Source organism: Nonomuraea sp. NPDC048882, from assembly GCF_040649755.1.
Taxonomy (GTDB): Bacteria; Actinomycetota; Actinomycetes; order Streptosporangiales; family Streptosporangiaceae; genus Nonomuraea; species Nonomuraea maheshkhaliensis.
Map to the genome: position 1 here is coordinate 14,982 of NZ_JBEZGB010000024.1, position 26,972 is coordinate 41,953.

The 26,972-nt window shown below is 71.7% G+C and carries 32 protein-coding genes and 1 pseudogene; 21 read left to right on the top strand and 12 right to left on the bottom strand.

Features of this window, described 5'->3' with window-relative positions:
- Positions 1 to 62: 62 nt before the first annotated feature.
- Together AB0C27_RS49110 and AB0C27_RS49115 are read left to right on the top strand one after the other, a co-directional pair.
- A complete protein-coding gene (locus AB0C27_RS49110) occupies positions 63 to 1,007 on the top strand; it encodes a PHB depolymerase family esterase (protein ID WP_357860767.1) in 945 nt (314 codons plus the stop codon).
- Between the two features lie 120 nt (positions 1,008 to 1,127).
- A complete protein-coding gene (locus AB0C27_RS49115; protein ID WP_357860769.1) occupies positions 1,128 to 2,459 on the top strand; it encodes a serine hydrolase domain-containing protein in 1,332 nt (443 codons plus the stop codon).
- A 57-nt stretch (positions 2,460 to 2,516) separates the two neighbouring features.
- Here AB0C27_RS49115 and AB0C27_RS49120 read toward each other — a convergent pair whose 3' ends face one another.
- Positions 2,517 to 2,945, bottom strand: coding sequence for an SRPBCC family protein (locus tag AB0C27_RS49120; protein ID WP_346114629.1), 429 nt, complete (start codon positions 2,943 to 2,945; stop codon positions 2,517 to 2,519).
- A gap of 158 nt (positions 2,946 to 3,103) precedes the next feature.
- Here AB0C27_RS49120 and AB0C27_RS49125 point away from each other — a divergent pair, with 158 nt between their 5' ends.
- Positions 3,104 to 3,373 (top strand): hypothetical protein, encoded by a 270-nt coding sequence (locus AB0C27_RS49125; RefSeq protein ID WP_357860772.1) that lies wholly within the window; start codon positions 3,104 to 3,106, stop codon positions 3,371 to 3,373.
- On the opposite strand, the pseudogene AB0C27_RS49130 reads toward AB0C27_RS49125, so the two are convergent.
- Positions 3,363 to 3,458 (bottom strand): annotated as a pseudogene (locus tag AB0C27_RS49130) (LuxR C-terminal-related transcriptional regulator); the annotation flags it as partial. The gene AB0C27_RS49125 and the pseudogene AB0C27_RS49130 sit on opposite strands and share 11 nt — an antisense overlap.
- Positions 3,459 to 3,590: 132 nt before the next feature.
- Between AB0C27_RS49130 and AB0C27_RS49135 the strand changes: the two are divergent.
- The 7 genes from AB0C27_RS49135 to AB0C27_RS49165 all read left to right on the top strand — a co-directional run bounded on the left by AB0C27_RS49135 (position 3,591) and on the right by AB0C27_RS49165 (position 9,361).
- Positions 3,591 to 3,809, top strand: a complete 219-nt coding sequence (locus AB0C27_RS49135; RefSeq protein ID WP_357860775.1) for a hypothetical protein — start codon at positions 3,591 to 3,593, stop codon at positions 3,807 to 3,809.
- A 240-nt stretch (positions 3,810 to 4,049) separates the two neighbouring features.
- Positions 4,050 to 4,787 carry an urease subunit gamma gene (locus tag AB0C27_RS49140; protein ID WP_357860778.1) on the top strand — a complete coding sequence of 246 codons (738 nt, stop codon included), beginning with the start codon at positions 4,050 to 4,052 and terminating at the stop codon, positions 4,785 to 4,787.
- Positions 4,780 to 6,687 (top strand): urease subunit alpha, encoded by a 1,908-nt coding sequence (locus AB0C27_RS49145; RefSeq protein ID WP_357860781.1) that lies wholly within the window; start codon positions 4,780 to 4,782, stop codon positions 6,685 to 6,687. Before AB0C27_RS49140 ends, AB0C27_RS49145 begins: the two co-directional genes overlap by 8 nt.
- A gap of 85 nt (positions 6,688 to 6,772) precedes the next feature.
- Positions 6,773 to 7,447, top strand: coding sequence for an urease accessory UreF family protein (locus tag AB0C27_RS49150; protein WP_357860784.1), 675 nt, complete (start codon positions 6,773 to 6,775; stop codon positions 7,445 to 7,447).
- A 46-nt stretch (positions 7,448 to 7,493) separates the two neighbouring features.
- On the top strand, positions 7,494 to 8,207 hold the full coding sequence (gene ureG / locus AB0C27_RS49155; RefSeq protein ID WP_357860787.1) for an urease accessory protein UreG: 714 nt from the start codon (positions 7,494 to 7,496) through the stop codon (positions 8,205 to 8,207).
- A 44-nt stretch (positions 8,208 to 8,251) separates the two neighbouring features.
- Positions 8,252 to 9,016, top strand: coding sequence for an urease accessory protein UreD (locus AB0C27_RS49160; RefSeq protein ID WP_357860790.1), 765 nt, complete (start codon positions 8,252 to 8,254; stop codon positions 9,014 to 9,016).
- Between the two features lie 150 nt (positions 9,017 to 9,166).
- On the top strand, positions 9,167 to 9,361 hold the full coding sequence (locus AB0C27_RS49165; protein ID WP_357860793.1) for a hypothetical protein: 195 nt from the start codon (positions 9,167 to 9,169) through the stop codon (positions 9,359 to 9,361).
- Between the two features lie 18 nt (positions 9,362 to 9,379).
- Here AB0C27_RS49165 and AB0C27_RS49170 read toward each other — a convergent pair whose 3' ends face one another.
- Positions 9,380 to 9,964 carry a TetR/AcrR family transcriptional regulator gene (locus tag AB0C27_RS49170; RefSeq protein ID WP_357860796.1) on the bottom strand — a complete coding sequence of 195 codons (585 nt, stop codon included), beginning with the start codon at positions 9,962 to 9,964 and terminating at the stop codon, positions 9,380 to 9,382.
- A gap of 352 nt (positions 9,965 to 10,316) precedes the next feature.
- Here AB0C27_RS49170 and AB0C27_RS49175 point away from each other — a divergent pair, with 352 nt between their 5' ends.
- Positions 10,317 to 10,961: a hemerythrin domain-containing protein gene (locus tag AB0C27_RS49175; RefSeq protein WP_357860799.1), complete on the top strand. Its 645-nt coding sequence runs from the start codon at positions 10,317 to 10,319 to the stop codon at positions 10,959 to 10,961.
- A gap of 57 nt (positions 10,962 to 11,018) precedes the next feature.
- Here the strand turns inward: AB0C27_RS49175 and AB0C27_RS49180 are convergent, their stop codons facing one another.
- Positions 11,019 to 14,351, bottom strand: coding sequence for a BTAD domain-containing putative transcriptional regulator (locus AB0C27_RS49180; RefSeq protein ID WP_357860802.1), 3,333 nt, complete (start codon positions 14,349 to 14,351; stop codon positions 11,019 to 11,021).
- A gap of 265 nt (positions 14,352 to 14,616) precedes the next feature.
- Here AB0C27_RS49180 and AB0C27_RS49185 point away from each other — a divergent pair, with 265 nt between their 5' ends.
- The 5 genes from AB0C27_RS49185 to AB0C27_RS49205 all read left to right on the top strand — a co-directional run bounded on the left by AB0C27_RS49185 (position 14,617) and on the right by AB0C27_RS49205 (position 17,616).
- Complete coding sequence (locus tag AB0C27_RS49185; RefSeq protein ID WP_357860805.1) at positions 14,617 to 15,081, top strand: hypothetical protein; 465 nt, start codon at positions 14,617 to 14,619, stop codon at positions 15,079 to 15,081.
- Between the two features lies 1 nt (position 15,082).
- Positions 15,083 to 16,012 (top strand): multicopper oxidase domain-containing protein, encoded by a 930-nt coding sequence (locus AB0C27_RS49190; protein ID WP_357860808.1) that lies wholly within the window; start codon positions 15,083 to 15,085, stop codon positions 16,010 to 16,012.
- Positions 15,969 to 16,622, top strand: coding sequence for a multicopper oxidase domain-containing protein (locus tag AB0C27_RS49195; RefSeq protein ID WP_357860811.1), 654 nt, complete (start codon positions 15,969 to 15,971; stop codon positions 16,620 to 16,622). The genes AB0C27_RS49190 and AB0C27_RS49195 overlap by 44 nt, the downstream gene beginning before the upstream one ends.
- Positions 16,623 to 17,134: 512 nt before the next feature.
- A complete protein-coding gene (locus AB0C27_RS49200; protein ID WP_357860814.1) occupies positions 17,135 to 17,284 on the top strand; it encodes a hypothetical protein in 150 nt (49 codons plus the stop codon).
- Entirely contained in the window at positions 17,281 to 17,616 is a 336-nt protein-coding gene (locus AB0C27_RS49205) for a helix-turn-helix transcriptional regulator (RefSeq protein ID WP_357860817.1), read from the top strand. The genes AB0C27_RS49200 and AB0C27_RS49205 overlap by 4 nt, the downstream gene beginning before the upstream one ends.
- 298 nt (positions 17,617 to 17,914) lie before the next feature.
- Here AB0C27_RS49205 and AB0C27_RS49210 read toward each other — a convergent pair whose 3' ends face one another.
- Both AB0C27_RS49210 and AB0C27_RS49215 read right to left on the bottom strand, forming a co-directional pair.
- Entirely contained in the window at positions 17,915 to 18,316 is a 402-nt protein-coding gene (locus AB0C27_RS49210; RefSeq protein ID WP_357860820.1) for a hypothetical protein, read from the bottom strand.
- A 2-nt stretch (positions 18,317 to 18,318) separates the two neighbouring features.
- Positions 18,319 to 18,864 (bottom strand): dihydrofolate reductase family protein, encoded by a 546-nt coding sequence (locus AB0C27_RS49215; protein ID WP_357860823.1) that lies wholly within the window; start codon positions 18,862 to 18,864, stop codon positions 18,319 to 18,321.
- A 273-nt stretch (positions 18,865 to 19,137) separates the two neighbouring features.
- Here AB0C27_RS49215 and AB0C27_RS49220 point away from each other — a divergent pair, with 273 nt between their 5' ends.
- The gene (locus AB0C27_RS49220; RefSeq protein WP_357860825.1) at positions 19,138 to 20,631 is read left to right on the top strand and encodes an FAD-dependent monooxygenase; all 1,494 of its coding nucleotides are present in this window, start codon (positions 19,138 to 19,140) and stop codon (positions 20,629 to 20,631) included.
- A gap of 16 nt (positions 20,632 to 20,647) precedes the next feature.
- Here AB0C27_RS49220 and AB0C27_RS49225 read toward each other — a convergent pair whose 3' ends face one another.
- The 3 genes from AB0C27_RS49225 to AB0C27_RS49235 form a co-directional block, all read right to left on the bottom strand.
- Positions 20,648 to 21,316, bottom strand: a complete 669-nt coding sequence (locus AB0C27_RS49225) for a TetR/AcrR family transcriptional regulator (RefSeq protein ID WP_357860828.1) — start codon at positions 21,314 to 21,316, stop codon at positions 20,648 to 20,650.
- 61 nt (positions 21,317 to 21,377) lie between these two features.
- Positions 21,378 to 21,722 carry an antibiotic biosynthesis monooxygenase gene (locus tag AB0C27_RS49230; RefSeq protein WP_357860831.1) on the bottom strand — a complete coding sequence of 115 codons (345 nt, stop codon included), beginning with the start codon at positions 21,720 to 21,722 and terminating at the stop codon, positions 21,378 to 21,380.
- A 53-nt stretch (positions 21,723 to 21,775) separates the two neighbouring features.
- Positions 21,776 to 22,180 (bottom strand): helix-turn-helix domain-containing protein, encoded by a 405-nt coding sequence (locus tag AB0C27_RS49235; protein ID WP_357860833.1) that lies wholly within the window; start codon positions 22,178 to 22,180, stop codon positions 21,776 to 21,778.
- A 186-nt stretch (positions 22,181 to 22,366) separates the two neighbouring features.
- On the opposite strand from AB0C27_RS49235, the gene AB0C27_RS49240 reads away from it, so the two are divergent.
- The 4 genes from AB0C27_RS49240 to AB0C27_RS49255 all read left to right on the top strand — a co-directional run bounded on the left by AB0C27_RS49240 (position 22,367) and on the right by AB0C27_RS49255 (position 25,436).
- The gene (locus tag AB0C27_RS49240) at positions 22,367 to 23,185 is read left to right on the top strand and encodes a helix-turn-helix transcriptional regulator (RefSeq protein ID WP_357860836.1); all 819 of its coding nucleotides are present in this window, start codon (positions 22,367 to 22,369) and stop codon (positions 23,183 to 23,185) included.
- Positions 23,186 to 23,211: 26 nt separating this feature from the next.
- Positions 23,212 to 23,964, top strand: coding sequence for an SDR family oxidoreductase (locus AB0C27_RS49245; protein ID WP_357860839.1), 753 nt, complete (start codon positions 23,212 to 23,214; stop codon positions 23,962 to 23,964).
- A 382-nt stretch (positions 23,965 to 24,346) separates the two neighbouring features.
- A complete protein-coding gene (locus tag AB0C27_RS49250; protein ID WP_357860842.1) occupies positions 24,347 to 25,060 on the top strand; it encodes an SDR family oxidoreductase in 714 nt (237 codons plus the stop codon).
- 4 nt (positions 25,061 to 25,064) lie between these two features.
- Positions 25,065 to 25,436, top strand: a complete 372-nt coding sequence (locus tag AB0C27_RS49255; RefSeq protein WP_357860845.1) for a hypothetical protein — start codon at positions 25,065 to 25,067, stop codon at positions 25,434 to 25,436.
- A 13-nt stretch (positions 25,437 to 25,449) separates the two neighbouring features.
- Here the strand turns inward: AB0C27_RS49255 and AB0C27_RS49260 are convergent, their stop codons facing one another.
- From AB0C27_RS49260 to AB0C27_RS49270, 3 genes are read right to left on the bottom strand one after another with little or no spacing between them, the layout of a single operon-like run.
- Complete coding sequence (locus tag AB0C27_RS49260; protein ID WP_357860848.1) at positions 25,450 to 25,890, bottom strand: MarR family winged helix-turn-helix transcriptional regulator; 441 nt, start codon at positions 25,888 to 25,890, stop codon at positions 25,450 to 25,452.
- Complete coding sequence (locus tag AB0C27_RS49265; protein ID WP_357860851.1) at positions 25,887 to 26,267, bottom strand: nuclear transport factor 2 family protein; 381 nt, start codon at positions 26,265 to 26,267, stop codon at positions 25,887 to 25,889. Before AB0C27_RS49265 ends, AB0C27_RS49260 begins: the two co-directional genes overlap by 4 nt.
- Before the next feature lie 41 nt (positions 26,268 to 26,308).
- A complete protein-coding gene (locus tag AB0C27_RS49270) occupies positions 26,309 to 26,908 on the bottom strand; it encodes a TetR family transcriptional regulator (protein WP_357860854.1) in 600 nt (199 codons plus the stop codon).
- Positions 26,909 to 26,972: the final 64 nt, after the last annotated feature.

A 26,972-nucleotide genomic window follows, 5' to 3' on the forward strand; every position in this document is an offset into this window, starting at 1 on the left:
CGCGACCGCCCCGTCCCGCAGACTGCCAACCAGGACCCCCACACAGCTGCGGGAGGCGCCCGATGCCCACACGCGCGACCCTGGTGCTGGCGGCACTGCTGCTCGCCGCCCGCTGCGAGACCGCGCCACCCCCGCCGGGCCCGCCCGCCCAGGCCGCCCCCACCAGCGGCTGCCAGGCCGCCACCCGGTTGGAGCCCGGCACCCACCGGCTCGGCCACGCCGGCCTCGAACGCCGCTTCCTGCTGTCGGTCCCCGACGGCGACGGCCCCCACCCCGTCATCCTCGACCTGCACGGACTCAACTCCACCGCCGGCCGCCAGACCGCCTACAGCCGGCTGGCCGAGCAGGGCTCGCGCCGAGGCTACATCGTGGCCACCCCGCAGGCCGCCGACGGGCGTATGGGCTGGACGCTCCCCAACACCGCCGGCCCCGACGACGCCGCGTTCCTGGCCGCTCTCCTCGACCACCTGCGGCGCAACCTGTGCGTCGACACCGGGCGCGAGTTCGCCGCCGGCATGTCCTACGGCGCCGCCATGTCCGCCGCGCTGATCTGCGCCCTGGACGGGCGCCTGGCCGCCGTCGCCGCCGTGGCCGGCCTCAACATCGTCCGCCCCTGCGCGAACGCCGTCCCGACCACGATCGTGGCCTTCCACGGCACCGCCGACCGCATCGTCCCCTACCGCGGCGGCCATCCGCTGCGCGACGCCACCGGCGACCTGCGCGCGCTCGCCGACCTCGTCGTCCTCGACCCGGTGGAACGGGCCGCCGCCGGCTGGGCCGGCCGCCTCGGCTGCACCGGCCGCACCACCCGCTCCCTGACCGGCCAGGTACGGCTGCGCGAGTGGACCACATGCCCCGCCGGCGTCACCCTGCGCCTCTACACGGTCGACGGGGGCGGCCACACCTGGCCCGGCGGCATCGAGGTGCCCTGGCTCGGGGCCACGACCCGCGACCTGGACGCCACCGGCCTGATCCTCGACACCTTCGACCGCGCCCCCTCCCGCTGACCGCCCCGGCATGGCGCGGCCGGCCGGCCGTGTCCGTCCGGCCACGTTCCGGACGCTCGCGCGATCGGCCATCGCGAACAGCCGCAGCTCACCCCGTTCCAACCACTAATCTTGTCGCTCATGAGTCAGGTGGGACAGCCGGCGGCGCGCGCCCTGATGCGCAGGCTCGCCGTCGAACAGGCCGAGTGCAGGGTGCCGTCGCTGACGGCGGCGATCGTCCGCGACGGGCGGACCGCGTGGTTCGGCGGGCGCGGGCGCGTCGGTGACGCGGCCCCGACCGCCGCCACCCAGTACCGCATCGGATCGATCACCAAGAGCATGATCGCCGTCGTCGTCATGCGGCTGCGCGACGAGGGTGCCCTGAGCCTGAACGACCCGCTGGAACAGTACCTGCCCGGCACCCGCCTCGGCCACCTGACCATCGCCCAGCTCCTCTCGCACACCGGCGGGCTCACCGCCGAGCCGCCCACCGCCTGGTGGGAGCGCACCCCCGGCATCCCCGCGGCCGACCTGCTCGACCGGGTCGGGCCCGAGGAGCTCAAACACCGGCCCGGCCGCCGCTTCCACTACTCCAACGTCGGCTTCGCCGTGCTCGGCGAGCTCGTCGGCCGGCTGCGCGGCACCACCTGGCTCAAGGCGCTGCGCGCCGAGGTGCTCGACCCGCTCAGCATGCACGACACCACCACCCGCCCCCGCGCTCCCCACGCCACCGGCTACGCCGTCCACCCCTGGGCCGACGTCGTACTCGAAGAGCCCGAGCACGACGCCGACGCGATGGCGCCGGCGGGCCAGCTGTGGTCCACCCCGCACGACCTGGCCCGCTGGGCGGCGTTCCTGTGCGGCGAGACCGGCGGCGTGCTGTGCCCCGACACCCTCGCCGAGATGCGCGAACCGGCCGGCGTCGACGACGGCGACGCCTGGACCGGCGGGTTCGGGCTGGGCCTGCAACTGGCCAGGACGGGCGGGCGCCGCCTGTCCGGCCACTCCGGGTCCATGCCCGGCTTCCTGGCCACCGTGTGGGCCCAGCCGTCGGAGAGCGTGGGCGTGCTGTTCATGGCCAACACGACCTCCGGCATGAGCGGCACGCTGCTCACCGACCTGCTCGACATCCTGGACGAGCACGAGCCGCGCCTGCCCGACGAGTGGCGGCCCGTGCCCGCCGACCCCGACCTGCTGGCGCTGACGGGGCTGTGGCACTGGGGGCCCAAGCCGTACGCGCTGCGGCTGCTGCCCGACCGAGGCCTGGCGCTGGAGCCGATCGGCGGAGGCGGGCGGGCCTCGCGGTTCGTGCCGCAGGACGACGGCACCTGGCTCGGGCTCGACGGCTACTACGCCGGCGAGACGCTGCGGCCGGCCGCCGACCACCTCGACCTCAACACCTTCATCTTCACCCGCGAGCCCTACGACCCGGCCGCGCCGGTGCCGGGCGGCGCGGGCGACTGGCACGCTTGACCCGCAGCCCGAGGCCTGCCTGGCCCGTGGCCGGGCCGGCCGCCGGGCTGACCACCTTCACACGTGCACGGGAAGCAGCGAGGACAGCGTGCGCAGCGAGTGGCGCGCGAGCGCGACGGCGAACGGGCGGACCAGCGGCCACGCCGCCCACCCCAGCACCCCGAGCGGCAGCTCCAGTTCCTCGGCCCAGACCACGCGGCTGCCGTCGCGGCACGGGCTGACCCGGATTGCGCCCCGGCCGCGCACGATGCGGCCGGTGTGCGTGACCCGCATCAGCGTCGGCGGCTGCCAGTGGGTGATCGTCATCGTGTCCAGGAACCCGATCGGCCACACGCCCGTGTACGCCTCCAGCTCCCGCTCGCTCACCTGGCGGGCCGTGGTCATGAACATCCACTCCTGGTGCCTGGGCCAGTCGGTGATCAGCTCGAACACCTGCTCCGGCGGCGCGGGCACATGCGCGGCGGCGGCCGCGTACACGGGTTTCACCGGGTTCCCCCATCTGGTGGCCGGTCGATGGCTCAGGCCCATCCTCGCCCCCGGACGGGGACGGCGCCCGCAGGCGCGCGGGCCGGAAGATCATCCGTCCGGCGACGTTGGGACTTTCGTCCCTAACCCGGCGGTCGCGCTCGCGGCAGGGTGGGAGCGTGCCACACCGAACCACGCCGCCCTCTCCGGTGACCAGGCGGTTGTCCCGTTCCGAGTCCCTGCGTCTGCTGCGGAACGTGACCTACGGCCGGATCGTGTTCATCAGCCGCGCGTTGCCGGCCATCCGGCTCATCCCGCACACCATGGACGACGGGGCCCTGCTCACCGGCCTGCCCGCCGACCCGGACGAGCTCGGCCGGGCCCTGACCCGCCTCAAGCCCTGGCCCGGCCGCCCGCCATGTGTGCCTCCACGGTGCGCTCGGCGATGACCAGGCGGCCGGCGATGGCGGTGTTGGAGTGCCCCTCGGCGACCAGGGCGAGCACGTCGCGCTCGCGCTCCGACAGGCGCGCGATCACCGTGTTCGGCCTCCGGGGAGGATCGGACCGGATTTTGGCGCGAAGAGCTCCGCACCCGGGTGCGGACCAAGCTGCGCGGCTCCTACTCCCACCACTACCGGCGCGGCCTGCCCAAGCTGCTTCAAGGCGGTGACCTTCCGCTCCAGCAATGACACCTTCAAGCCGGTGATGGACGCCCTGGACCTGCTCAAGCGCTACGACGGTTCCGACGCCGACTTCGAGGACAACCGGGACGACCGGCATGGACGGACCTCCCGCGAAGACGATGTGACAGATAACGCTGCCGAGCCGGCCCGGACGAAGCGGGTGCCGAGCTGGCCGGACAGCACCGGATCCCCCGAAGAGTGACAGATAACGGAAATTCTCTGTTGCGGGTGATGGACTCCTCACCGTCACGCTACGTCGCTCTAAGTATTCGTCAAGTTACGGTCTGTGGGCGGCGGGTGTTGATCCGTTAACGCCTCGGGTCGCCTTGCGAGTCACCAGTCCGAACTGGCGCTCCTGCGGGCGGCACAGACGGGAGCTCCGGTTCCCGCCTGGAGCGAGCGGCCGGCCGCCGCATGGCTGAGGCCGATCGGTGTCCGCACCGTGGTCGGGGTCTCGGGAGAACCCGGGGCGGAGCGAAGGCGAGGTGGCGGAGTGCATCTGACTCCGCATGAGCAGGAACGTCTGATGATCCATGTGGCCGCGGACGTGGCCCACAAGCGGAAAAGGCGGGGGCGAAAGCTCAACTACCCGGAGACGGTCGCGATCTTGACCGCGTATGTGCTGGAAGGGGCCCGGGACGGCAGATCCGTCGAGGACCTCATGGAGTTGAAGTATCAGCCCGACGACCTGCCGCTGCCCATGTACGACGAGGTCATGCCCGGCGTGGCGGAGATGATCAGCGACCTTCAGATCGAGGCCACCTTCCCCGACGGCACCAAGATGGTCACTCTTCGCAACCCCATCCAGAAGCTGGGCATCCTCCCCATTCCAGAGGGGAGCAAGGAGACGGCACCGGTTCACCCGGGGAAGATCGACCATCCGCGCGACGCCGGCCCGGTGGCCTTCAACGCCGGTCGCGAGGTCACGATCGTGACGGTCACCAATACCGATGACCGTCCCATCCAGGTGGGCTCGCACTTTCACTTCTACGAGGTCAATTCCCGCCTCACCATCGAGCCCAGCCGCGAGGCCGCCTACGGCAAGCGGCTGAACATCCCCGCGGGCAGCTCGGTGCGTTTCGAACCCCCAAACCCGCTGGAGGTGGAGCTGGTGCCCATCGAGGGCAAGCGCATCGTCGAGGGCCTGAACGGCAAGGTCGGAGGCAAGCTCCGTGACTGACTCACCGACACTTGAGCCGCCCGCACCCGAGCCGCCGGCGCCGACGTCGCTGCCTGAGCCGCGGAGAGAGGAAAGACATCAGCCGCTGAGCCGGGTCGACTACGCCGACCGGTTCGGGCCCACCGTGGGGGATCGTATCCGGCTGGCCGACACCAACCTGCGGATCGAGATCACCGAGGACTGGTGCGGCGGTCCCGGCCGCAGCGGCAACGAGGTCATCTTCGGCGGCGGCAAGGTCGTCCGGGAGTCGATGGGCCAGTCGTGCGCGCCGCGCGACTCGGCGCGGTTCGGCGCCCCGCAGCCGCCCGACACCGTCATCACCGGCGCGGTCATCCTGGATCACTGGGGGATCGTCAAGGCCGACGTCGCCATCCGCGACGGCCGCATCGTCGCGCTCGGCAAGGCCTACAACGACGAGACCATGGACCGGCTGCACGACGGGCACACCACGGCGACGGACTTCGTGATCGGCCCCGAGACGGAGGTCATCTCCGGCAACGGCAAGATCCTCACCGCGGGCGGCGTCGACACCCACGTGCACTTCATCTGCCCCGAGCAGATCAACGAGGCGCTGGCCTCCGGGGTGACCACGCTGATCGGTGGCGGTACCGGCCCCGCCGACGGCAGCACCGCCACCACCGTCACGCCCGGCTCCTGGCATGTGGCCCGGCTGTTCGAGGCGCTGGACGGCTTCCCGGTCAACATCGGGCTGCTCGGCAAGGGCAACACCATGTCCACCGAGTCGCTGTACAACCAGGTGGAGGCGGGCGTGCTCGGCCTGAAGATCCACGAGGACTGGGGTGCCACCCCGGCCGTGCTGCGCCGCTGCCTGCAGGTGTGCCAGGCGACCGGCGTGCAGCTCGCCCTGCACGCCGACTCGTTGAACGAGGCCGGTAACGTCGAGGACACCATCGCGGCCATCGGCGACCATCCGATCCACGTCTTCCACGTCGAGGGCGCCGGCGGCGGCCACGCCCCCGACATGCTGACCATGGTGGGCCTGCCGAACGTGCTGCCCGCCTCCACCAACCCGACCCGGCCCTTCACCGTCAACACGGTCAAGGAGCACGTCGACATGGTGATGATCGCCCATCACCTGAATCCGCTGGTGGCTGAGGACCTGGCGTTCGCCGAGTCGCGGATCCGGCCTTCGACGATGGCCGCCGAGGACATCCTGCACGACATCGGCGCGATCTCGATCATGTCGTCGGATGCTCAGGCGATGGGCCGCATCGGCGAGATGATCATGCGGACGTGGCAGACCGCGCACGTGATGAAGCAGCGGCGCGGCGCGCTGGACGGCGACAAGGCGGGCCAGGACGGGCACGACAACCATCGCGCCCGCCGCTACGTCGCGAAATACACGATCAACCCGGCCCTCGCGCACGGCATCGACCATGAGGTCGGCTCGGTCGAGGTGGGCAGGCTCGCCGATCTGGTGCTGTGGGAGCCGAGGTTCTTCGGCGTCAAGCCGCACCGGGTGATCAAGGGCGGGCAGATCGCGCACGCGCAGGTCGGCGACGCCAACGGTTCCATCATCACTCCGCAGCCGATCCTGCCCCGCCCGATGTGGGGAGCGACCGGCCGGGCCCCGGCCGCCAACTCCGTCAACTTCGTCACCGCGGCCGCCATCAAGGCCGGCCTGCCCGACCGGGTCACCGTGCGCAAGACGTTCACGCCCATCCGCGACACCCGCAAGGTCTTCAAGGCCGACATGCGGGAGAACGACGCCCTCCCCGACCTCCGCGTCGATCCCAACACCTTCGAGGTGGTGATCGGCTTGGAGGACGAGAACGTGAACAGGACCGAGATCGCCACGATCGAGGAGATCGAGGAGATCGCCGACCGCGACAAGGGAGCCAGTGAGCTGCCGATGGCGCAGCTGTACTTCCTCTTCTGATCACCACCTGGTGATCGCCCACTTGATCACGCCCGTGAACGACCGCCCCGCGCATGACCCGCGCACGAGAGGTGAGCCGCATCTGATGAACCGTGCCGCGCTACTCGTCCTGGCCGACGGCCGCTTTCCCGCCGGCGGGCACGCCCACTCCGGCGGGGCTGAGGCAGCCGTCACCGCGCGACGCGTGCGCGACGTGGCGAGCCTGCAGGAGTTCTGCCGCGGCCGGCTGCACACCAGCGGCCTGGTCGCGGCGGGCCTGGCCGCCGCGGCCGCCGCAGGATATGACCCGCTCCTGCTGGAGGAGGCCGCCGACGCCCGCACCCCCTCACCGGCCCTGCGCCAGGCCGCGCGCAGGCTCGGCCGGCAACTGCTGCGCGCCGCCCACACCGCCTGGCCTTCGCCCGAGCTCGACGCCCTGGCCGCGGCCCGGCCGCGCGGCGCGCACCAGCCCGTCGTCCTCGGCCTGACCGCCCGCTCGGCTGGCCTGATGCCGCTGGACGCCGCCTACGCGGCTGCGTACGAGAGCGTCAGCGGCCCGGCCACCGCCACCGTCCGCCTGCTCAGCCTCGACCCCTTCGACGCCACCGCCGTCCTGGCCCGCCTGGCCGCCGACATCGACCACCTCGCGCGGCGGGCCGCCGAGGCCGCGCAGCGCGTCCAGGCCGAGGGCGTGCAGGCGTTGCCCGCGGTCTCGGCGCCGCTGCTCGACATCACCGCCGAACAGCACGCCGCCCGCCCGATGCGCCTGTTCGCCTCCTGACCACTGCACTTCCCGACCTGTTCGCCTCCCGACGCCTGGAGCAGTCATGCACCTGCACCACAGCCACGCCTTCCCCGAGGATCACCCTCACAGTCCTGGAGGTTCCTCCCCCGGACGCCCTGACAGACGTTCTGACGGCCGCCGTCGCGCGCTGCGCATCGGATTGGGCGGGCCGGTCGGCACCGGCAAGACCGCCACCGTCGCCGCCTTGTGCCGCGCGCTGCGCGAGGAGTTGTCCATCGCGGTGGTCACTAACGACATCTACACCCGCGAGGACGCCGAGTTCCTGCTGCGCGAGGCCGTCCTGCCCGCGATGCGCATCAGGGCGGTCGAGACCGGCGCCTGCCCGCACACCGCCATCCGCGACGACATCTCCGCCAATCTCGAAGCCGTCGAGGATCTGGAGGAACAGCTCGGCCCGCTCGACCTGATCCTCGTCGAATCGGGCGGGGACAACCTCACCGCGACCTTCTCCCGGGGCCTGGTCGACGCGCAGATCTTCGTCATCGACGTCGCGGGCGGCGATGACATCCCGCGCAAGGGCGGCCCCGGCGTGACCGCCTCCGACCTGCTCGTCATCAACAAGACCGACCTCGCCCCCTACGTCGGCGCAGACCTGGAGGGCATGGCCCGCGACGCCAAGGCCCAGCGCGGCGACCTGCCCGTCGCCTTCACCGCCCTGAAGACCGAAGGCGGTGTCACGCCCGTCTCGGACTGGGTCCGCGCGCGTCTGGCCGACTGGACCGCGAGCGACGAGTGAGCCTCGCCTCCCAGGCCGCTGCGGCCGGGTGCACCCCCCGGGGCGTGCATGCCACCGCCCGGATCAGGGCGATCAGTGTGGGAGAGGAGACCGCGCTTCCCGTCCTGGCCGGCGCCGGCCCCTTCGACCTGCGCCGCCACCGCCCGCAGGGGAATCAGGCACGGGTGTGCATCCTGGGCGTGATGAGCGCCCCGCTCGGCGGCGATCGGCTGCGCCTCGAAGCCGCCGTCGAACCCGGCGCCCACCTGCACATCACCACGGCCGCCGCCACCATCGCCCTGCGCGGCCCCACCCCCGGACACGCCACCTACGACGTGCACCTGAGCGTGGCCGAACAGGCGAGCCTGCACTGGCTGCCCGAGCCGCTGATCTCCGCCGCCCGCAGCAACCTGCGCCAGAGCTGCACCATCGACGTCGCCGCCGGCGCCCGTCTCGTCCTGCGCGAAGAACAGGTCCTCGGCCGCGACGGCGAACCGCCGGGCCGGCTGACCACCCGCCTCACCGTCCGGCACGACGGACGGCCGGTGCTGGATCAGCAGAACACGTACGGGCCGGACGCGCCCGGCTGGGACGGACCCGCCGTCCTGGCCGGCCACCGCGCCGCTGGCCAACTCCTCGTCGTCGACCCGGCTTTCGACGACAAGCCGCCGGACGTGCGGCTGTTCGGCGACGACCCGGCCCACGGGCAGGCCGTGCTGACCCCGCTCGCCGGCCCCGCCGTCCTGGTCACCGCCCTCGCCCCGGACACTCTGCGGCTGCGCCGCCTCCTCGACGCGGCTTACCCCACATGCGGGGGACGCTTCTGGTGATGGACAGGAGGAAGGCGGCGCCGAGAGGTAGCGCCACAGGGAGAAGTTACTCAGCGTTACTTTGCGGCTGGTGACATGGACCCGAGCGGGGGCCTCCATCAGCGTCACCCACTGGCAGCCCCTCCGACGGTCATCCCCAAGGACCCGACCATGACGAAGATCCGCGTCATGTGCGCTCCCCACGCCGGCTGCATGACGAGGTTCGGTATGCCCAGGACATGGCGCTGGATCGACGTCACCGCGACCCTGGAGTTCGTCAATCGTGACGGTTCGTGGAGCAGCGACAAGCAGCTCGCCGAGCCGTCACGTTTCCGGCTGCACCGCGCCACCCAGGCAGCCTGCTGACGACCCGGTGAGCCGCCGTCACCGCGACAGCAGGTCGAGGATCTCGTCGGCCACGGTGTCGCCGGTGATCGGTTCCGCGGTGAGCAGGCGATACCAGACGGTGCCGAGGACGACATCGGCCAAGACCCCCGGATCGCGCTCGGCCGGGACGACGCCGTGCTCCTGGGCCCGGGACAGCAGCCCGAGGCAGGTGGCGCGCCGGTGATCGGTGAACGTGCGCAACGCCGCCGCGGCGGCGGGGCTGGTCTGGGCGTCGGCCATGAGCAGCCGGAGCGCGGCGGCCGCCTGCGGCGCGTGGGCCTGGCGGTAGACGGATCTGACGTACGACCGGAGATCGGCGGCGGCATCGTCGCTCGCGGGGGTGTCCACGACGGCCAGGGCCCGTTCGACCAGGGCCTCCGCCAGCACCTCGGACCGGCAGGACCACCACCGGTAGAGGGTGCGCTTGCTCACCGCCGCGCGGGCGGCCAGCTCCTCCATCGTGAATCCGCGCGCGGCGGTCTCCGCGGCCAGGTCGAGCGCGCCGCCGAGCACGTCCTGGCGCGCCTGCTCGTTGCGGGAACGGCCCGCGTGCGGGCGGGCCTTTCCGTCCGTGTTCGCCATTGTCCGCCGGCTCCTGACCGCTGTTTGCCCCGATTTTGTCGACACGCTAAGTTTACATAAACAAGGTCGCCGGAGAAGGAGAGACACATGGCGACGTTCGTCCTCGTACCCGGCGGCTGGAAGGGCTCCTGGGCCTACGACGCCTTCGTCCCGCGCGATGGCGGGTCGTGGTGGTCGGTGGCGAACGCGTAATTCCGGGAAATGATCGCGGCCGGCGCCGCGAGCACCGGCCACGACGCGATGCGCGAAGCCCCGGAGGCGGTGGCGGCGCTCCTGCTCGACGAATGATCGCGCAAGCGTCGGCCAAGCCAACGACATGTCGCCCCCAAGCGGGCGCCCGCACCCTGGCAGCATGGACAAACCCGATCTCACCGGAATCCAGATCATCCACCGGGCGATGCGCGCCGACCTGCACCGGCTCGCCGAGCTGACCGCGGACATCGAGGCGGGCCGGGAACGCGCCGACCAGGACAGGGCCGCCGCCACGGCGAAGTTCGTGCAGGACGTCTGCCACGCGATCCACACCCACCACACCCGGGAGGACGACCTCGTCTGGCCGCTGATCGAACGGCACGCGGGCGCGGCGGTCGATCTCAGCGACCTGTCCGAGGACCACTCCGAGCTCGATCCCCTGCTGGAGGAGGTGCAGGCCGCCGCGCGCACGTTCGCGGCCGGCGGCGAGGTGACGGCGCTGGCGGCAGCGGTCAAGAGGCTGACCGCGCTGCTCGACGAGCACATCGAGGCGGAGGAGGCGACGATCTTCCCGGTGATCCGGCAGTACGTGCCGGCCGCCGACTGGGACGACGTCGAACAGGCCATGGCCAAGGGCAAGCTGAACGAGCTGCGGCTGGAGATCTGCTGGGTCGCGCAGTACGCCACCAGGGACGAGCTGGCCCACATCCGCGCGAGCGCGGGACCGGTGGTGCCGGTGCTGATGGCCCTGCTGCGCCCCGGGCACCGGCGCCGCCGGCGGGCCGTCTTCGGCAGCGCGGGCTGAACCGCCCAGTTGAACCGCGCTCTGAACCGCAGCTCGACATGCCGGGCCGGGCCGCCGTCAGCGGGCCGTCTTCGGCTCCGCCTGCTGACGTTCCGCCCGGTGACGTTCCGCCCGCTCACGTGCCAGGCGGGCCCAGTGGGGCGAGCCGACGCGCCGGGCGACCTCGGCGGCGGCCTCGAAGTGCGCGGCCGCCGCGCCGGGGTCACCCAGGAAGGCCGCCAGCTCGCCGAGCGTGTGATCCACCGGCCCGAGCGTCATGGACCCGGTGTGCAGGCCCGCCATCTCTCCGTGTACAGGCAGCAGCGAACGGTAGCACTCCGCCGCCGCGCCGCGCTCGCCCAGCCGGATCGCGTTCTCCGCGCGCAGCACCAGCATGATCTCCCAGTGCGAGCCCTCGAGCGGCGGCCGGTCCCGCCACGCGGCGCGCGCCTCGTCCAGCCGTCCCGCCGCCAGCAGCGCGCGCACGTACGGCTCGTCGAGCCCGCCGTCGTACCGCCCGCGCATCGCGGCCAGCTCGGCCACCGACTCCTGCGCCCGCCCGCACGCGATCCTGGCGCAGAACCTGCCGAGCACCCCCAGCGCGTCGGCGTGCGAGCCGCCGCCCTGCTCCATCTGCTCGGCCAGCGCCGTGTACGCCTGTTCCGCCCGCTCGAAGTGCCCCTCGACGAGCAGGCGCACCGCGTCGAGGATGCTCAGGATCGTCAGCGTGAGCCCGAGCTGGCCACTGGTCGAACGCTCGACCGCCCGGGCGGCGTGCCGCCTGGCCCCGGCCCAGTCGTTACGGCCCAGCGCGACCATGAGCAGCATGAAATGCCCGAGCGCCTGGTAGCCGAGCAGCCCCGCCGCCTCCGACACCTCCAGCAGCTCGCTCGCGACCCGTTCCAGCTCCTCGCGCCGGACCGGCCGCAGCAGCACCCAGTACCGCGCGTTGAACGCCATGCAGAGCAGCCGGGCGTCCCCCAGCTCGCGGGCGATCCGCACGGCCTCGGTGCCCGCGTCCTCGACGAGCTCCAGGTCGTCGGCCTCGATCTCGGCGGCCAGGGTGATCAGCAGCCGGCAGCGCAGTTCGCCCGGTTCGGCGGGCATCGTGCGCCGCACGGCCTCCACGACGTCGTGGTCGACGCCCATGTCCCGCTGGATCGTCCAGATCAGCGGCGCGTCGTAGGAGGTGACGGCGCGCGCGACGGCGAGGTCGTCGCCCATCCGCCTGGCCACCCCCAGCGCGCGAGCACGGGTGGCCAGCGCCGCCGCCACGTCGCCGTAATGGGCCTGCGCGGACACCAGCCGGCACAGCAGGTCGAGCAGCACCGGCCGGTCGGCGGCCGGGCCGAGGGCCTCCAGCGCCCTGGTCAGCAGGGTCGCCGCCTCCCGGTGAGCGTAGAGGGCCGAGGCGCGGTCGGCCGCTCTGATCGCGTACTCGGCCGCTCTTTCCGCCGTGGCGGTGGTGGCCGCGGCGAGCGCGTGGTGGGCGAGCGCGGCGACGTCCCCTTCGCGTACGTCCTGCAGCGCCGACAGCACCCGGCCGTGCAGCCGGGTACGCCGGAGCCTGGGGATGTCCTCGTAGAGGGCCTGCCTGACCAGGACATGGGTGAACCGCACGGTGCCAGGGGACGGCTCGCTCAGCAGCCCGGACAGGACCCCGGCCTCCAGGCCGTCCAGAACCGTGTCCTCGTCCGCGTCCGTCATGGCGATCAGGACGTCGGTGTCGGCCTGCCTGCCGACCACCGCCGCGTTGCGCAGCGTGGTCTGCGCGGTGGCCGGCAGGCGCGCCACACGCAGCCTGATCAGGTCGCGGATGCCCGGCGGCAGCCGGTGGACCGCCACCGGCCCCTCGGCCGCGACCAGCCGGGCGGTCTCGGAGACGAACAACGGGTTGCCGCCGGTGCGGAGGGCGATCGTCGCGACGGTGTCCGCGTCCATCTCCAGGCCGGAACGTTCCCGTAGCAGCCGCGCGACGTCGTCTCGCGCCAGGCCGCCCAGGGTCAGGTTCTCGGCCGTGCAGACGGTCAGCGCCGCGCCCGTCGCGATCAGGTCGCCGGTGACCTCGTTCGTCCGGTACGTCATGAGCACCAGCACCGGCGTGTGCGCCAGCCGCGCCGCGAGGTGGCGCAGGAGCTGCAGGGTCTCCTCGTCGGCCCGGTGCGCGTCCTCCAGCGTGATCAGCAGCGGCCCCGGCATGTCCTCCAGGTAGTCGCCCACCGCCTGGGCCAGCCGGAACTGGCCGACCGGCGCGGCGTCGCCGGCCAGCAGCGGCGCGAGCCTGGCCGCCACGGCCGGGGCGGGCGGGTGGCCCGCGGACAGGTGGCGCAGGATCTCGCTCCACGCCCACGCGGGCGGCGCCCCGCCCTCGGTCTCCGGGCAGCGGCCCACGGCCGTCCGCCAGCCCGCACCGGCCAGGTCCCGCCGCAGCGCCTCGGCCAGGGTGGACTTGCCGGCGCCCGCCTCGCCGTCCAGCCGGGCCAGCCGGAACCCGGCCCGCGCCTGCTCGGCGGCGTTTTGCAGCCGGGCGAGCTCGGCCGCGCGCCCGATCGGCCCCGTCGCCGGCGTGGCGGGGAGGTCGTGTGGAGGCGTTTCCGGAAGGCCGTCAGGAAGGGTGCGCTGTGCCGGCGGTGGCGGGGGGACGGCGTGCAGGGTCTCGCGGTGGGCGAGGATGTCCGACTCCAGCGTGCGCAGCTCCGGCCCTGGATCCACGCCGAGCTCCTGGGCGAGCAGGGCACGGGTGCGCCTGATGGCGTCCAGCGCCTGCGCCTGCCGCCCCGAGCGGTAGTGGGCCAGCGCCAGCAGCCGCACCGCGTTCTCCCTGAGCGGGTGGGCGCCGACGTGGCGTTCCAGCGCCGGTACGGCCTCGGCGGGGCGGCCGAGCGCCAGGACGGCCTCGGCCCGGTACTCGGCGGCGACCAGCCGCAGCTCCTCCAGCTGGGCCGCCTGGGGCAGCGCCCATTCCTCGTCGGCGAACTCCCCGTACGCGCGGCCCGTCCACAACTCCGTCGCCTCGTCGAGGCGCTCCAGGGCGTCGGCGGGCTCTCCCGCACTGAGGCGGGCGGCGGCCGACTCCACCAGCCGGGGGAAGCGCCAGGCGTCGACCTGGTCGGCGTCCAGGCGGAGCAGGTAGCCGGGCGGGGCGCTCACCAGCACCCGCGCCGGGGTCCGCGGCGCGCGGCCGGGCTCCAGGACGCGGCGTAGGTGGGAGACGTACGCCTGCAACCCCGACAACGCCTTGGGCGGAGGCTGCCCCCGCCACAGGTCGTCGAGGAACCGGTCGGTGGACACCACGTGCCCGCCGGCGCACACCAGCCGGACCACGACGGCACGCTGCAGCGGCGTGCCCAGATCCACCGGATGTCCGGCCACCTCGGCCCGCACCTGGCCCAGCACCCGTAATCGCACCATCGCCGAGAAGCATAGGCCGCCTCCGATCACGCGACCAGATGGTCATCGGGGCCGGCCCGGGCCTGTGTCCCTGCCACCAGGCGCCTAGGCCGCGAGCGCCTGATGGGGGCAGCACGTTCGTGCCTGCCGGGGTGCCAAGGCCGCGCTTGTCGCCAGGCGCCAAGTTCACGCCAAGTCGCCACCCGCCGTCCGACAAGTCGCGCTGCCTACCTTGGCACGCGACAACACCGGCTCAGCAAGGCCGGTCTCCGGAAAGGGGGGTGCCGTGAAAGGCGTCTACAAGGTCCTGGCCTACCTGATCGCGATCGAAGTGGCCGTACAGGCGTCGATGGTCGTGTGGTTCGAAGCCGGGCTCGGCCAGTACATCGGGGGCGGCGGGGTGATCGACAAGACGCTCGCCGAGAGCGGTGAGCTGCCGTTCCCCGAGTTCGCCGGCGTGATCGTGCACGCGCTCAACGGGATGTTCGCTATCCCGGTGCTCGCGCTGCTCCTGCTGATCTGCTCGTTCTGGGCGAAAATCCCCGGCGCGGTGAAGGCGGCCGGGCTGGTGGTGCTGCTCGTCGCGCTCCAGATCACCCTCGGCATCCTGGGCCACGACATCCCGCTCGCCGGAGCCGTCCACGGGATCAACGCGCTGCTGCTGTTCGCCGCGGCACTGTACGCGGCGCGGCGCGAGGCGGCCGCACGCGTGCCGGCCGCGCCGCAGGCGCAGGCCTCGGCCAGGTTCTGACATGCGCACCAGGCGTCTGGGCATCGCGGGCGCCGCCACCGTGGCCGTGCTCGGGCCGCTGCTGTGGCTCTGGCAGGACAGCCTGCTGCCGGAGACGTACTCGCTCATGGACATGGGGTACGCCGACTACGGCGGCGGCCCCTCGGCCCACGGCGGGCACGGCGGCCATGGCGGGCGTGACGTCACCCGGCTGGCCGCCGACGCGGAGCGGCCGGCCGACGTGGCCGTGACCATGGTCGCCCGCCAGGAGCGCTTCCGCCTGCCGTCCGGCCGGGACGCCGAGGGCTACACGCTCAACGGCGTCTCCCCCGGCCCGGTCGTCCGCGCGGTCCAGGGGCAGCTGGTCGAGGTGCGGCTGGTCAACGAGTCGGTGCCGGGCGGCATCACCCTGCACTGGCACGGCGTGGACGTGCCCAACGCCGCCGACGGCGTGGCCGGGGTCACTCAGGACGCGGTCGGCGTCGGCGAGCGGTTCACCTACCGGTTCGTCGCCGATCAGGCCGGCACCTTCTGGTACCACTCGCACCAGATGTCCCACGAGCAGGTGCGTGGGGGCCTGCTGGGGGCGGTGGTGGTCACGCCCAGGGCCGGCGCGGATGGACGGACCGAGGTCGTGGCGCTGACCCACCTCTACCAGGGGGTGCGCACGCTCAACGGCTTCGAGGGCGACGTCCGCGTCGAGGCGCGGCCGGGCAGGCGGGCGCGGGTGCGGGTGATCAACACCGAGTACGGGCTCATGCCGGTCTGGGTGAGCGGGGCCCCGTACCGGCTGGCCGCCGTGGACGGCACGGAGCTCAACGGGCCCGCGCCGGTGCGGGACGCGGCCGTCGTGGTGGCCGCGTCGCGCCGGTGCGGGACGCGGCCGTCGTGGTGGCCGCGTCGCGCCGGTGCGGGACGCGGCCGTCGTGGTGGCCGCGGGCGGGCGGGCTGATCTGGAGGTGAGCATGCCGGCGGACGGCTCGCCGGTGCGGGTCCACCTGGGCGGGCCGGCCGGCGTGGTGCTCGGGTCGCGATCGTACGAGCTGCCGCCGATTCCCCGGCCGGCGGCGACGCTGGACCCGCTCACCTACGGCACCCCCGCGCGGCTCGCCTTCGACCCCGGCGTGCCCGACCGGCGCTTCGTCTACGACATGGGACGCCGTCCCGGTTTCCTGGACGGGGTGCCGGGGGTGTGGTGGACCGTCAACGGCCGCCTGTACCCCGACGCGCCGATGTTCCACGTGAGCGAGGGCGACGTGGTGCGGATGCGCATCTCCAACCACAGCGGGGAGGCCCATCCCATGCACCTGCACGGCCATCACGCGGTGGTGCTCAGCCGCGACGGCGTTCCCGCCGGCGGCAGCCCGTGGTGGGTGGACTCCCTGGAGGTCGGGTCGGGCCAGACGTACGAGATCGCGTTCGTCGCCGACAACCCGGGCCTGTGGATGGACCACTGCCACAACCTGCCGCACGCCTCGGAGGGGCTCACCGCGCACCTGACGTACGAGGGGGTCACCACCCCGTTCACGGTGGGTGGTCCGGCGGCGAACGAGCCGGAGTGAGGTCACCCCGGCCCGCGGGGCGGTCAAGATGTAGATGATGATCCGCGTGCACTCGGGCAGCTCGCGACCTCCCACGATCCCGCAGGAGGAGCCGCGGGCACCGTAGTAGTAGTTCTTGTCGTCCCAGAACAGGTTCGTCTCCACCTGGCGAGCACCGCCGGTGTCGTAGGCGTGGACACAAAAGGTGTGCAGATCGCTTTTCCCACCTGCGGAAACGCATGGCAGCGGGTCTGTTCACCTCCAAATCCGTCCACCGGCATCCACGATCGTCCAAGGCTGTTGCCGTCAACGTAGCCGTCAGGACGCATGTGGTCGTCAGCGATTCGGCGTCGTGACGCTCCTCCTCCTCCTCGGAGTAAAGGATTTACTACACTTCTGGGTGTGGAGTGGGAGATCCGCGTCACCAACGAGCTTCTGGCCTGGATCGACGCCCTGGACGAACCGTCCCGGGTGCAGGTCGTCGACGCCATCGACCGACTGGCCGAGGCCGGTCCGAGATCCGGATCTTGTTCGTGTTCGATCCGTGGCGCTCGGCCATCTTGCTGGTCGGCGGGGATAAGTCCGGTGACCGGTCGGGCTGGTATCGGCGGGCCATCCCCCACGCCGAAGAGCTGTACGCGAAGTATCTGGCCGAACGCGAGGCGGAGGAGAAGGACCGATGACGAATTTTCCCAAGTGGAGCGACGTTCGCGCCGACATCGTGGCCACCTCCGGCGGCGAGGAGGCCGTGGCTGAGGCCCGGCGGCGCAATCAGGCCTACATCGACGGCTACCGGCTGGCCGAACGGCGCAAGAGCCTGGGCCTGTCACAGACCGAGGTCGCTGACCTGATGGGAGTGACCAAGAGCCGGGTCTCCCAGATCGAACGCGGAGAGGTGTCCACCGTGGAGGCCATCGCCCGCTACGTACAGGCCCTCGGCGGGCAACTCCAGATCTCGGCCGTGTTCGGCGATGACCTGTACATCCTGCGCGGCACCGACACCCACGCCGCATAACTGGCGCTGCTATGTCCCTGACCCGGCGACCGCTCTCGAAGCGCCGGGTTTTCGCCTTCCACCCCCAGTCCTCGGCCCGTGCAGCATCGCCTTCGCCAAAGTCACCGAAGAGATCACGACCGGACGGCTCCCGCTCTTCGAGGAGGACACCGTCCCGGTCATCGCCCACTGGGCCTACGCCGGACAGAGATTCTCCCTGGGAGAACAACTCTTCGCCGCCGCACTGACCAGCACGTCCTTGCCCGCCTTCCCGACGAGCGGTGGGGGTGCCTCATGACTCGGCTTCTGCTCACGGCGGTCAACCGCGCCCGCCGGTGAACGGCGCCTCGCCCTCCTTCAGCGGCCGGAACCGCAGCGCCGACCACACCTCGTCCACCGCCACCTGACCGTTGGGCCGCAGCCCGAACTCCCCCACGATCGGCCACAACGTGTCGCGGTTGATGTCGGACCGGTTGCCCTTGGGGTAGGCCACCCAGACGACGGCGGGTTCGGCGAGATGCGCGCGCTGCTCGCCGAGCAGGCGGCGGGCGGTCGCGGCGTCGGCGGCGAAGAAGACCGCGACCCCGGCCTCCTTCAGCTCCACGGTGTAGCGGGCCCCTTCGGACAGCGGCTCCACCAGCGGGCGGCAGGCCGGGTCGGAGATCCAGAGCGTGGTCTCCGGCTTGACGAGCAGTTTGTCGGCGACGGTCTTGGCGGCCATGGTCAGGCCCTCTCGTAGGTCAGGTTCAGCACGCCGGTGCTGAAGGTGCCGGAACGGGTCAGCGTGAGCGGGAGGGTGCCGATCCCATCATCGAACAGGCGCTTGCCGGCGCCGAGCACGATGGGGTGCACGAGCAGGGTGAGCTCGTCCAGCAGGCCCTCGCGCAACATCCAGGCCACCAGGGAGACGCTGCCGGTGACGCCGACGTGCTTGCCCGGCCGCTCCTTGAGCCGGGTCAGCTCCTTGTGCGGGTCGCCGGCCAGGACGGTGGTGTTCTCCCAGGACGGAGTGGTCAGGGTGGTGGAGACGACGTACTTGGGCGCGGCGTTGAGCGTCGCCGCCATGGGGTCCTTGGTGGCGTCCTGGCGCGGCCAGTGCGCGGCGAAGACGTCGTACGTGCGCCGCCCGAGCAGCAGGGCGTCCGCGGCCTCCATCTGGGTGGCCACCACCTGGTTCATCTCGTCGTTCAGGTAGGGGAAGTGCCAGGTCTCCGGCGCCTCGGTGACACCGTCGAGGGAGATGAACAGGGTCGCGACGATCTTTCTCATGGGGACTCCACTCCTTGACAAATAGTTTTGTCCGGCGGACGGCCCCAACCCTTCCACCGACAAATCCGTTTGTCAAGGAAGCCCGTACGGGAAAGGATTGGACGTGCGCGGGCGCGGGCTTGTAGCTTGCCGTTGACCGTGACACCGCCCGAGGAGGTGAGTCCCATGAACGCTGTAGCGATGTGGGTGCTCCCCCTCCCCGTCACGGCCGGCGATTGACGTAGGTGTCGCCGGGAGCGCCTCGCCACCAAGGCACTTCCGAAAGGCACCACCATGAACGCTCCGCACTTCCCCGCCGGACCGCCGTCGGACGGCACGGCTGGGCCCGACGTCACCGATCACGCGTACGACGTGATCATCGCCGGATGCGGGCCCACCGGCGCGATGCTGGCCGCCGAGCTACGGCTGCACGACGTACGGGTCCTCGTCCTGGAGCAGGAGACCGAGCCCAAGTCGTTCGTCCGCATCGTCGGCCTGCACATGCGCAGCCTTGAGCTGATGGCCATGCGCGGCCTGCTGGACCGCCTGCTCGAACACGGGCGAAAGCGACCGGCCGCCGGATTCTTCGCCGCGATCGACAAACCCGCGCCCAAGAACCTGGACTCCGCGCACGCCTACCTGCTGGGCATCCCCCAGCCGGTCATCGAGCGCCTGCTCGAAGCGCACGCGACCGGACTCGGCGCGCACATCTGGCGCGGTCACGCGGTGACCGGGTTCGAACAGGACGACGCAGGCGTGACCGTCCAGGTGGCCGGCGGCGAACGGCTGCGTGCGCGCTATCTCGTCGGTTGCGACGGCGGGCGCAGCACGGTGCGCAAACTGCTCGGCGTCGGCTTCCCCGGCGAGCCCTCGCGGACCGAGACGCTGATGGGCGAGATGGCGGCGGGCGTGCCGCAGGAGGAGATCGCCGCCACGCTCACCGCACTGCGCGAGCTGCCGCACCCCTTCTGGATCCGTCCCTTCGGCCAGGGGGTTTACAGCGTCGTCGTCCCCGCCGGGGAGGTCGGCGACCGCGCGGAACCGCCCACTTTGGAGGATTTCCGGCGGCGGCTGCGCGCCGTCGCCGGAACCGACTTCGGCGTGCACTCCCCGCGCTGGCTGTCCCGCTTCGGCGACGCCACCCGGCTGGCCGAACGCTACCGGGACGGCCGGGTGCTGCTGGCCGGCGACGCGGCTCACATCCATCCGCCCATCGGCGGGCAGGGGCTCAACCTCGGCGTTCAGGACGCGGTCAACCTCGGCTGGAAGCTGGCCGGGCGGATCCGGGGCTGGGCGCCTGCGTCACTGCTGGACACCTACCAGGCCGAACGCCGCCCGGTCGCCGAGGACGTGCTGGACAACACCCGCGCCCAGGCGGAACTGCTGTCCCCCGGGCCCGGCCCGCGGGCCGTGCGCCGGCTGCTCACCGAACTGATGGACTTCGACGAGGTGAACCGCCACCTGATCGAGAAGATCGCCGCGATCGGCGTCCGCTACGACTTCGGCCCCGGCCCCGGCCTGCTCGGTCGCCGGTTGCCCGATCTCGACGTGAAACAGGGCCGGCTCTACGATCTGCTGCGCCGAGGTCGCGGCCTGCTGCTGGATCGCACCGAACGCCTGACCACGGACGGCTGGTCGGACCGGGTCGACCACGTCGCGGATCCGACCGCGTCCGTGGATCATCCGTGCGTCCTGCTCCGCCCAGATGGCCATGTGGCCTGGGTCGGCGACGATCAGCAGGGCCTGGACGAGCAGCTCTCCCGCTGGTTCGGCAACCCCACCGGTTGAGGCCGTCAGGGAAGCCTCATCGCGCCGGCGCCTCCTGGCCCGGCGCGGTGACGGCCGCGGCACCCCCGGCGGCGCTTACCGTGGGGGCACTCGCGGTGGCGCCCAGGATGGCCAGGCAGTTCGCCCACAGCAGGTCGAGGCGCCCGGTGTCGTTGTAGAGCTTGGCGAAGAGCACCTGACCCTCAAGCTGGGCGACCACCGACCGCGCGGCCTCGCGGGTGTCGGCGACGGTGACCTCGCCGCGCTCCCTGGCCTCGGTGACGACCTCGTCCACCAGGTCGACCTGCGCGCCGAAGATCTGCTGCAGGCGTACGCGGAGGGCTTCGGTCTGGTTGCTCATCTCCAGGGTCAGGTTGCCGAACAGGCAGCCGGAGACGGTGCCGCAGCTCTGCTGCCCGGCGTGCTGGACGGCCTGGGTCGCCTCGAACAGCCGGCGCAGCCGCTGGAGCGGCGGATCGTCGCTGCGCAGGATGCGCTCCCAGTCGCCGCGCTGGACGGCCCAGTGTTCGTCGATGACCGCCAGGGCGAGATCCTCCTTTGAGGCGAAAAAGTAGTAGAAACTACCCTTCGGCACTCCGGCCGCCTTGCAGATCTCGGCCACGCCCAGCGCGGAGTAACCACGCAGCTCGATGAGTGTCTGCGCGGCGCTGAGGATCCTCTCCTTGGCGTCACTCGTTCGTCCCATATTGCTAGTGTACGACCGGTCGTCTACTTTTACTGGACCGGTCGACTATCGAACCGTCCGGTCACAGGCCGTCGGAGAGGCTCCAGGCGGAGACGACCTCCACATGCCGCAGCCCGCCCGACTCCGCGATGTGACGGAACCACGCCGCGCACTCCGGCACCGAGTTGACCTCCCGCGCGGCCTCCTCGGCCTCGGCCCGGCTGCGCCACAGGATCACGTCCAGCCACTCGCCGTCGTCGCCCTTGGTCAGATAGGCGGCCAGGCACGCGGGGAAGCGCCGCCGCAACGCCGCCACCATCTCCGGCCGTTCGGCCACCAAGGCGCCCTCGGCCCCCTCGCGCACCCTGAATCGGGCCAGTTCGATCGTCATGCCCGGCGAGGACCGAGGCCCGTCCGCTGTCATCATGCTTCCCTCCGTGGGTGTCAGCCCACATAAGCCTAAAACCCACATTGAGTGGATCATGAACGGGTGTTTCCGCTGATTGGCGGCCGATGAAGCGCGAGGTTGAGGAACCGGCGGACGGCCGTTATCGATGAGAACGATCTTGCTGGGGCACCCCCGGGGCAGAAGCGGGCTGCGGGTGGGATGGCTGTTGGCCAGCGTCCCGCGGGTACCGCGTAGGCGGTGGAGCGGCCGAATTTGAGGGTGCGGGCAGCCTCGGTGACCGAGATACCGTCGTCGACCAGGCGGCGTAGTGTGGCCAGCTCGGCGGGGCCGATGACGCGCGGCCGACCGGTCTTCTTCTTGCCTGGCAGCATGGCACCGGTGGCCTCGCGGCGCCTGGCGGCGGCGATTCCCTCGGCCTGGCGCTCGGCGCGCAGCTCCAGCTCGTATTCCGCGGCCGCGGCCAGGACCGCGAACATGAGAAACCTCTATCCAGAAAACGCCGCGGCACAGCCCGCTCGCGCACGAGGCGGCCCGGCCGGCACTCCCGGGCAGCGACACGCGTGGGCGCGCCGTACAGACGAGGTCTGTTAATCACGACATAGCATGACCCGATGGGCAGTTCCCGGCTCTCCACAGATGCGCGGCAGCGGCGCAGTTCCGAGATGCGCGCATTCCTCCGGTCGCGGCGAGCCCGGGTGATGCCCGCTGACGTGGGCATGCCGGCAGGCGAGGGCCGCCGTACGCCCGGGCCGCGGCGGGAGGAGGTGGCGGTGCTCGCCGGCGTAGGAGTGTCCTGGTACACCTGGCTCGAGCAGGGACGCGACATCAACGTCTCCGCCGACGTCCTGGACGCCATCGCCAGGGTGCTGCGCCTGGAGCCCGCAGAGCGCGAGCACCTGTACCTTCTCGCCGGCCTCAACCCGCCGCAGGCGGCGCCGTCCGAACGACGGGTCCCCGATGCCGTGCGGCGGCTGCTGGAGGGCTGGCTGCCGCGGCCCGCGTACGTCATCGACCGGCACTGGAACGTCCTCGCGGTCAACCGCGCGGCGGAGATCGTGTTCCAGTGCAACGAGTACGACCACAACTGCCTGGTCAGCTTCTTCACCAATGCCCGCTATCGTGCGGCAGTCGTGGACTGGCACGACGCGGCGCGAGCGATGGTCGGCCTGTTCCGGGCGGACGCCGCCCGCTACCCCGACGATCCCGAATTCGGCCGCCTGGCCGCGGACATGTGTGCCGCGAGCCCCGCCTTCGCCGAGATTTGGGCGGAACTCCCCGTGGGTGGTCCCACTCACGGCACCAAGGCCCTGGAGATTACCGGCCTGGGGACGCTTACCTTCGAGGCCACCACTCTGCCGCTGCCCGAACTGCCCGGCCACCGCCTGTGGCTGCACACCCCCGTGCCTGGGACGGGAACGGGGGCCCTGCTGGAGCGCTTGGTGGTGGTGTCAGACCCAGGTTCAGCCAACACTGGCGAGTAAGCTCCCGCCGCTCGAGGATCGTCGGTATGAAGCGATTCACGAATAAGACAGTTCTGATCACCGGCGGCACCAGCGGCATCGGGTTCGCGACCGCGCGCAGGCTTCTCGATGAGGGCGCGTACGTCGTCATCACCGGTCGCGACCAGGTCCGCCTCGACACCGCGGCAGAACTCCTGGGCTCCGAGCGGGTCCTGTCCGTCCGCGCGGACGTCAGCGTTGACGCCGACCTCGATCTCCTCGTGCGGCGCGTCGAGACCTGGCGCGGTGCCCTCGACGCGGTCTTCGCCAATGCCGGTATTGCGGACTTCAGGCCGGAGTTCACCCCGAAGGACTTCGACCACACCGTCGGAATCAACTTCAAGGGAGTGTTCTTCACGATCCAAAAGGCGCTGCCGCTGATGGGCGACGGAGGCGCCGTCGTCATCAACGCATCCTGGACCCTGCACCGGGGCCTCCCGGCGGCCTCGATCTACGCCGCTAGCAAGGCTGCCGTGCACAATCTCGCCCGCACGCTCGGCACCGACCTCGCGCCGCGTGGCATCCGCGTCAACTCCGTCAGTCCCGGCTACATCGAGACCGAGATGTACCGGTCCGCCATCAACCCCGACGTGGAGGCCCGCATCCTGGCGGAGGTGCCGCTCGGCTCGCTCGGCCATCCGGACGATGTCGCCGCTGCCGTCGCCTTCCTGGTCTCGGACGACGCGTCGTACATCACCGGTCAGGACCTCGTTATCGACGGCGGCCTCGTGGGAGCGGCGCCCCTCGGGCTGCGCCTTTGACAGCCCTACAACAGCCGTAGCAGGCCCACCGCTACGCCGCCTCGGACAGGGTGGTGAAGTCGATCTCGGGCAGGTCGGGGTCGAGTCGTCGGGACGCAGCCGTATCACGTCGGTCGCGTACAGGCCGAACCGGCTGATGTGCGCGGTCAGGTAGGGCGACAGCTGCGCGACGTCCTCGGCGCCGATCTCCCAGCCCTCCGACAGAAGCTGGCGCACCACCTCCATGGTGACGTGACCCGCTCCGGCGGGATTCGCGCAGGTCAACGTAGCCGAATCCGGCACACACGCCGTCCGGTTTTTGACGATTGTCGACCGGTCGTCTACTGTCATAGACGACCGGTCGGCTAAGCGGCCGTCAGCAGAAACATCGAAGAAGGTCATCATGAACCACCAGGGTCAGAAGGTCGCGCTCATCACCGGCGCGTCGCAGGGCATCGGAGCCGGCCTCGTCGAGGCGTACCGCCGGCTCGGTTACGCCGTCGTCGCGATCTCCCGCACGATCGCCGCCCCCGACGACCCCGGCATCGTCGCAGTGCAGGGCGACGTCGCCGACCGCGCCACCGCCGAACGGGCGGCGAAGGCGGCCGTCGAACGGTTCGGCCGGGTCGACACCCTGGTCAACAACGCGGGCATCTTCGTCGCCAAGCCGTTCACCGACTACACCGCCGACGACTACGCCGCCGTGACCGCGGTGAACCTCGACGGCTTCTTCCACATCACCCAGCTCGCCGTCGAGCACATGCTCGCCCAGGGCGGCGGCCACATCGTCAACATCACCACCAGCCTGGTCGACAACCCCGACTCGCGCGTCCCGTCCGTGCTGGCCGCGCTGTCCAAGGGCGGCCTCCAGGCCGCCACCAGGTCGCTGGCCATCGAGTACGCCACGCGCGGCATCCGCGTCAACGCCGTCTCGCCGGGCACCATCGCCACCCCCATGCACCCGCGAGAGACGCACGACGCCCTCGCGGCGCTGCAGCCGATGGGCCGGCTGGGAGAGACGAAGGACATCGTGGACGCGGTCGTCTACCTGGAGAACGCCCCCTTCGTCACCGGCGAGATCCTGCACGTCGACGGCGGCGTCAGTGCCGGCCACTGACGCGATGACGAGCGAGAACGACCGGGAGACGGTCCTGCGCGGCGTACTCGACCGGTGGAAGGCCGGCGTGGACGCGCACGAACCCGAGCGGGTCGCGGCCCTGTTCACCGACGACGCCATCTTCCAGGGCCTGCGCCCCTACAGCGTCGGGCGGCCCGGCGTCGCCGCCTACTACGACTCCCAGCCGCCCGGCCTGACGGCCGCGTACCGGATCCTGGAGACCAGGGATCTGGCCGCCGGCCTCGTCCTCGGCTACCTGGCCGTCGAGTTCTTCTTCACCGACCGTCCGTCCCTCCACGTCAACCTCGGCGTGCTGGTTCGACGCGCCGGGGCGGACTGGCTCATCGCCCACTACCAGGTCTCCAGGCTCGGCTGAGGCAGGCCGGGAGTCAGGCGTGCGGCGCGCCGGACCGTTCGATCAGCTCCGTCATCGCCTGCTGGAAGTCGCGGCGCCGCCGCTGGCTCCAGCCCTCCGTCAGCCGGTCGAAGACCTGCTCCTGCCAGTCATGGGCCTGATCCAGCAGGACGCGGCCGGCTGGCGTGAGCGTCGCCTGACGCTGCCGCCCGTCCGCCTCCGAAGCCCGCATGGCCAGGTGTCCGGCCGAGGTCGCGGCCTTGACCAGGCGCGACGCGCCGCTCTGGTCGATGCCGATCTCCTGGGCCACGGCGTTGACCGTCGCCGCGGCCCCCCGCAGGGTCAGCGCGTGGACGGCCTCGGCGACGAGCACGAGCCGGCCGTGCTCGGCCAGGACGCCGTCACCGGCCGGCGGCCGGCGCGACCAGTACCGGACGAACGCGAACAACGCCTGCCCAGGCCCTGGCGCGCTCATTCCGTGGCCGCCATCGCCTCACAGAGCCCGGCCAGCTCCAGCGCCTGCCGGAGATCCGGCAGCCGGAGCGCGGCGGTCACCTTTCCGCCGCGCACCCGGAACACCGTCGCCACCCGCGTCGAGGCCGGCGAACCCGGCCAGGAGGCGTCCTGCTCCACGACCATGAGACGTTCGCCGACCGGGTGCCACGATCGCGGGCGCAACGTGATCCCCGAGCGTTCCACCCACTCCGCGAACTGCGCGGGCGTGATCGCTCCCGCCCCCTTCGGGCCGAGGACGACGATCGGATCACCGACCGCCCGCGCCGATCGTTCCAAATCACCCTCGTTCACGCTCGCGTGCCACTCGCCGATGACCGCTTCCAGTACCGGTTCCATCCCCGAAGTGTATGCGAAACGCATACATACCGCGTGAGGAGTCAGGTGGCGGGCGGGGTGGCGATCCGCCGGGCGGCCTCGACCACGGCGGCGCGGCGGCGGGCGGCCTCCGCCTCGTCGGAGGCGTCTCCGCCGGACAACATGCGGGCGATCTGCGGCGCCGCCGACCAGTAGCTCGACAGGGAGATGATCAGGAAGACCAGGTGGGCCGGCGCGATGGCGTCGTCGATCAGCCCGGCCCGCTGCGCCGCAGCCACGGCCGCGGCCTTGCCGGCGTAGAGCTCGGTGCGCGCCAGCTCGTCCGGGATGCCGCCGGTGTCCGACAACCCCTCCCACAGCACCAGCCGGGCCAGGTCGGGGTTGGCCCGCTGGTAGTCGAACGTCCGGCCGGCGAACTCGCCAACGTCCGCGGGGCTGGTGATAACCAGCGGCACGGAATTGGCGATCTTGTCCAGTTCGCTGCTGATCACCGCCGAGAACAGCTTCGCCTTGTCGCCGAAGTAGTTGTAGACCCGCTCGCGATTGACCTGGGCGCGCTTGGCGATCCGGTCGACGGTCGTGCCCTCCTGGCCGTGCTGGGCGAACTCGGCCAGCGCCGCCTCGTAGATGCGGCGTTTCGTTCCCTCGACGTCCCAAGCCATGCGGACATCGTACCAACACCAACGTTGCAGTTGGAATCGTGCCGGGTTACAGTGGAGACGAAAC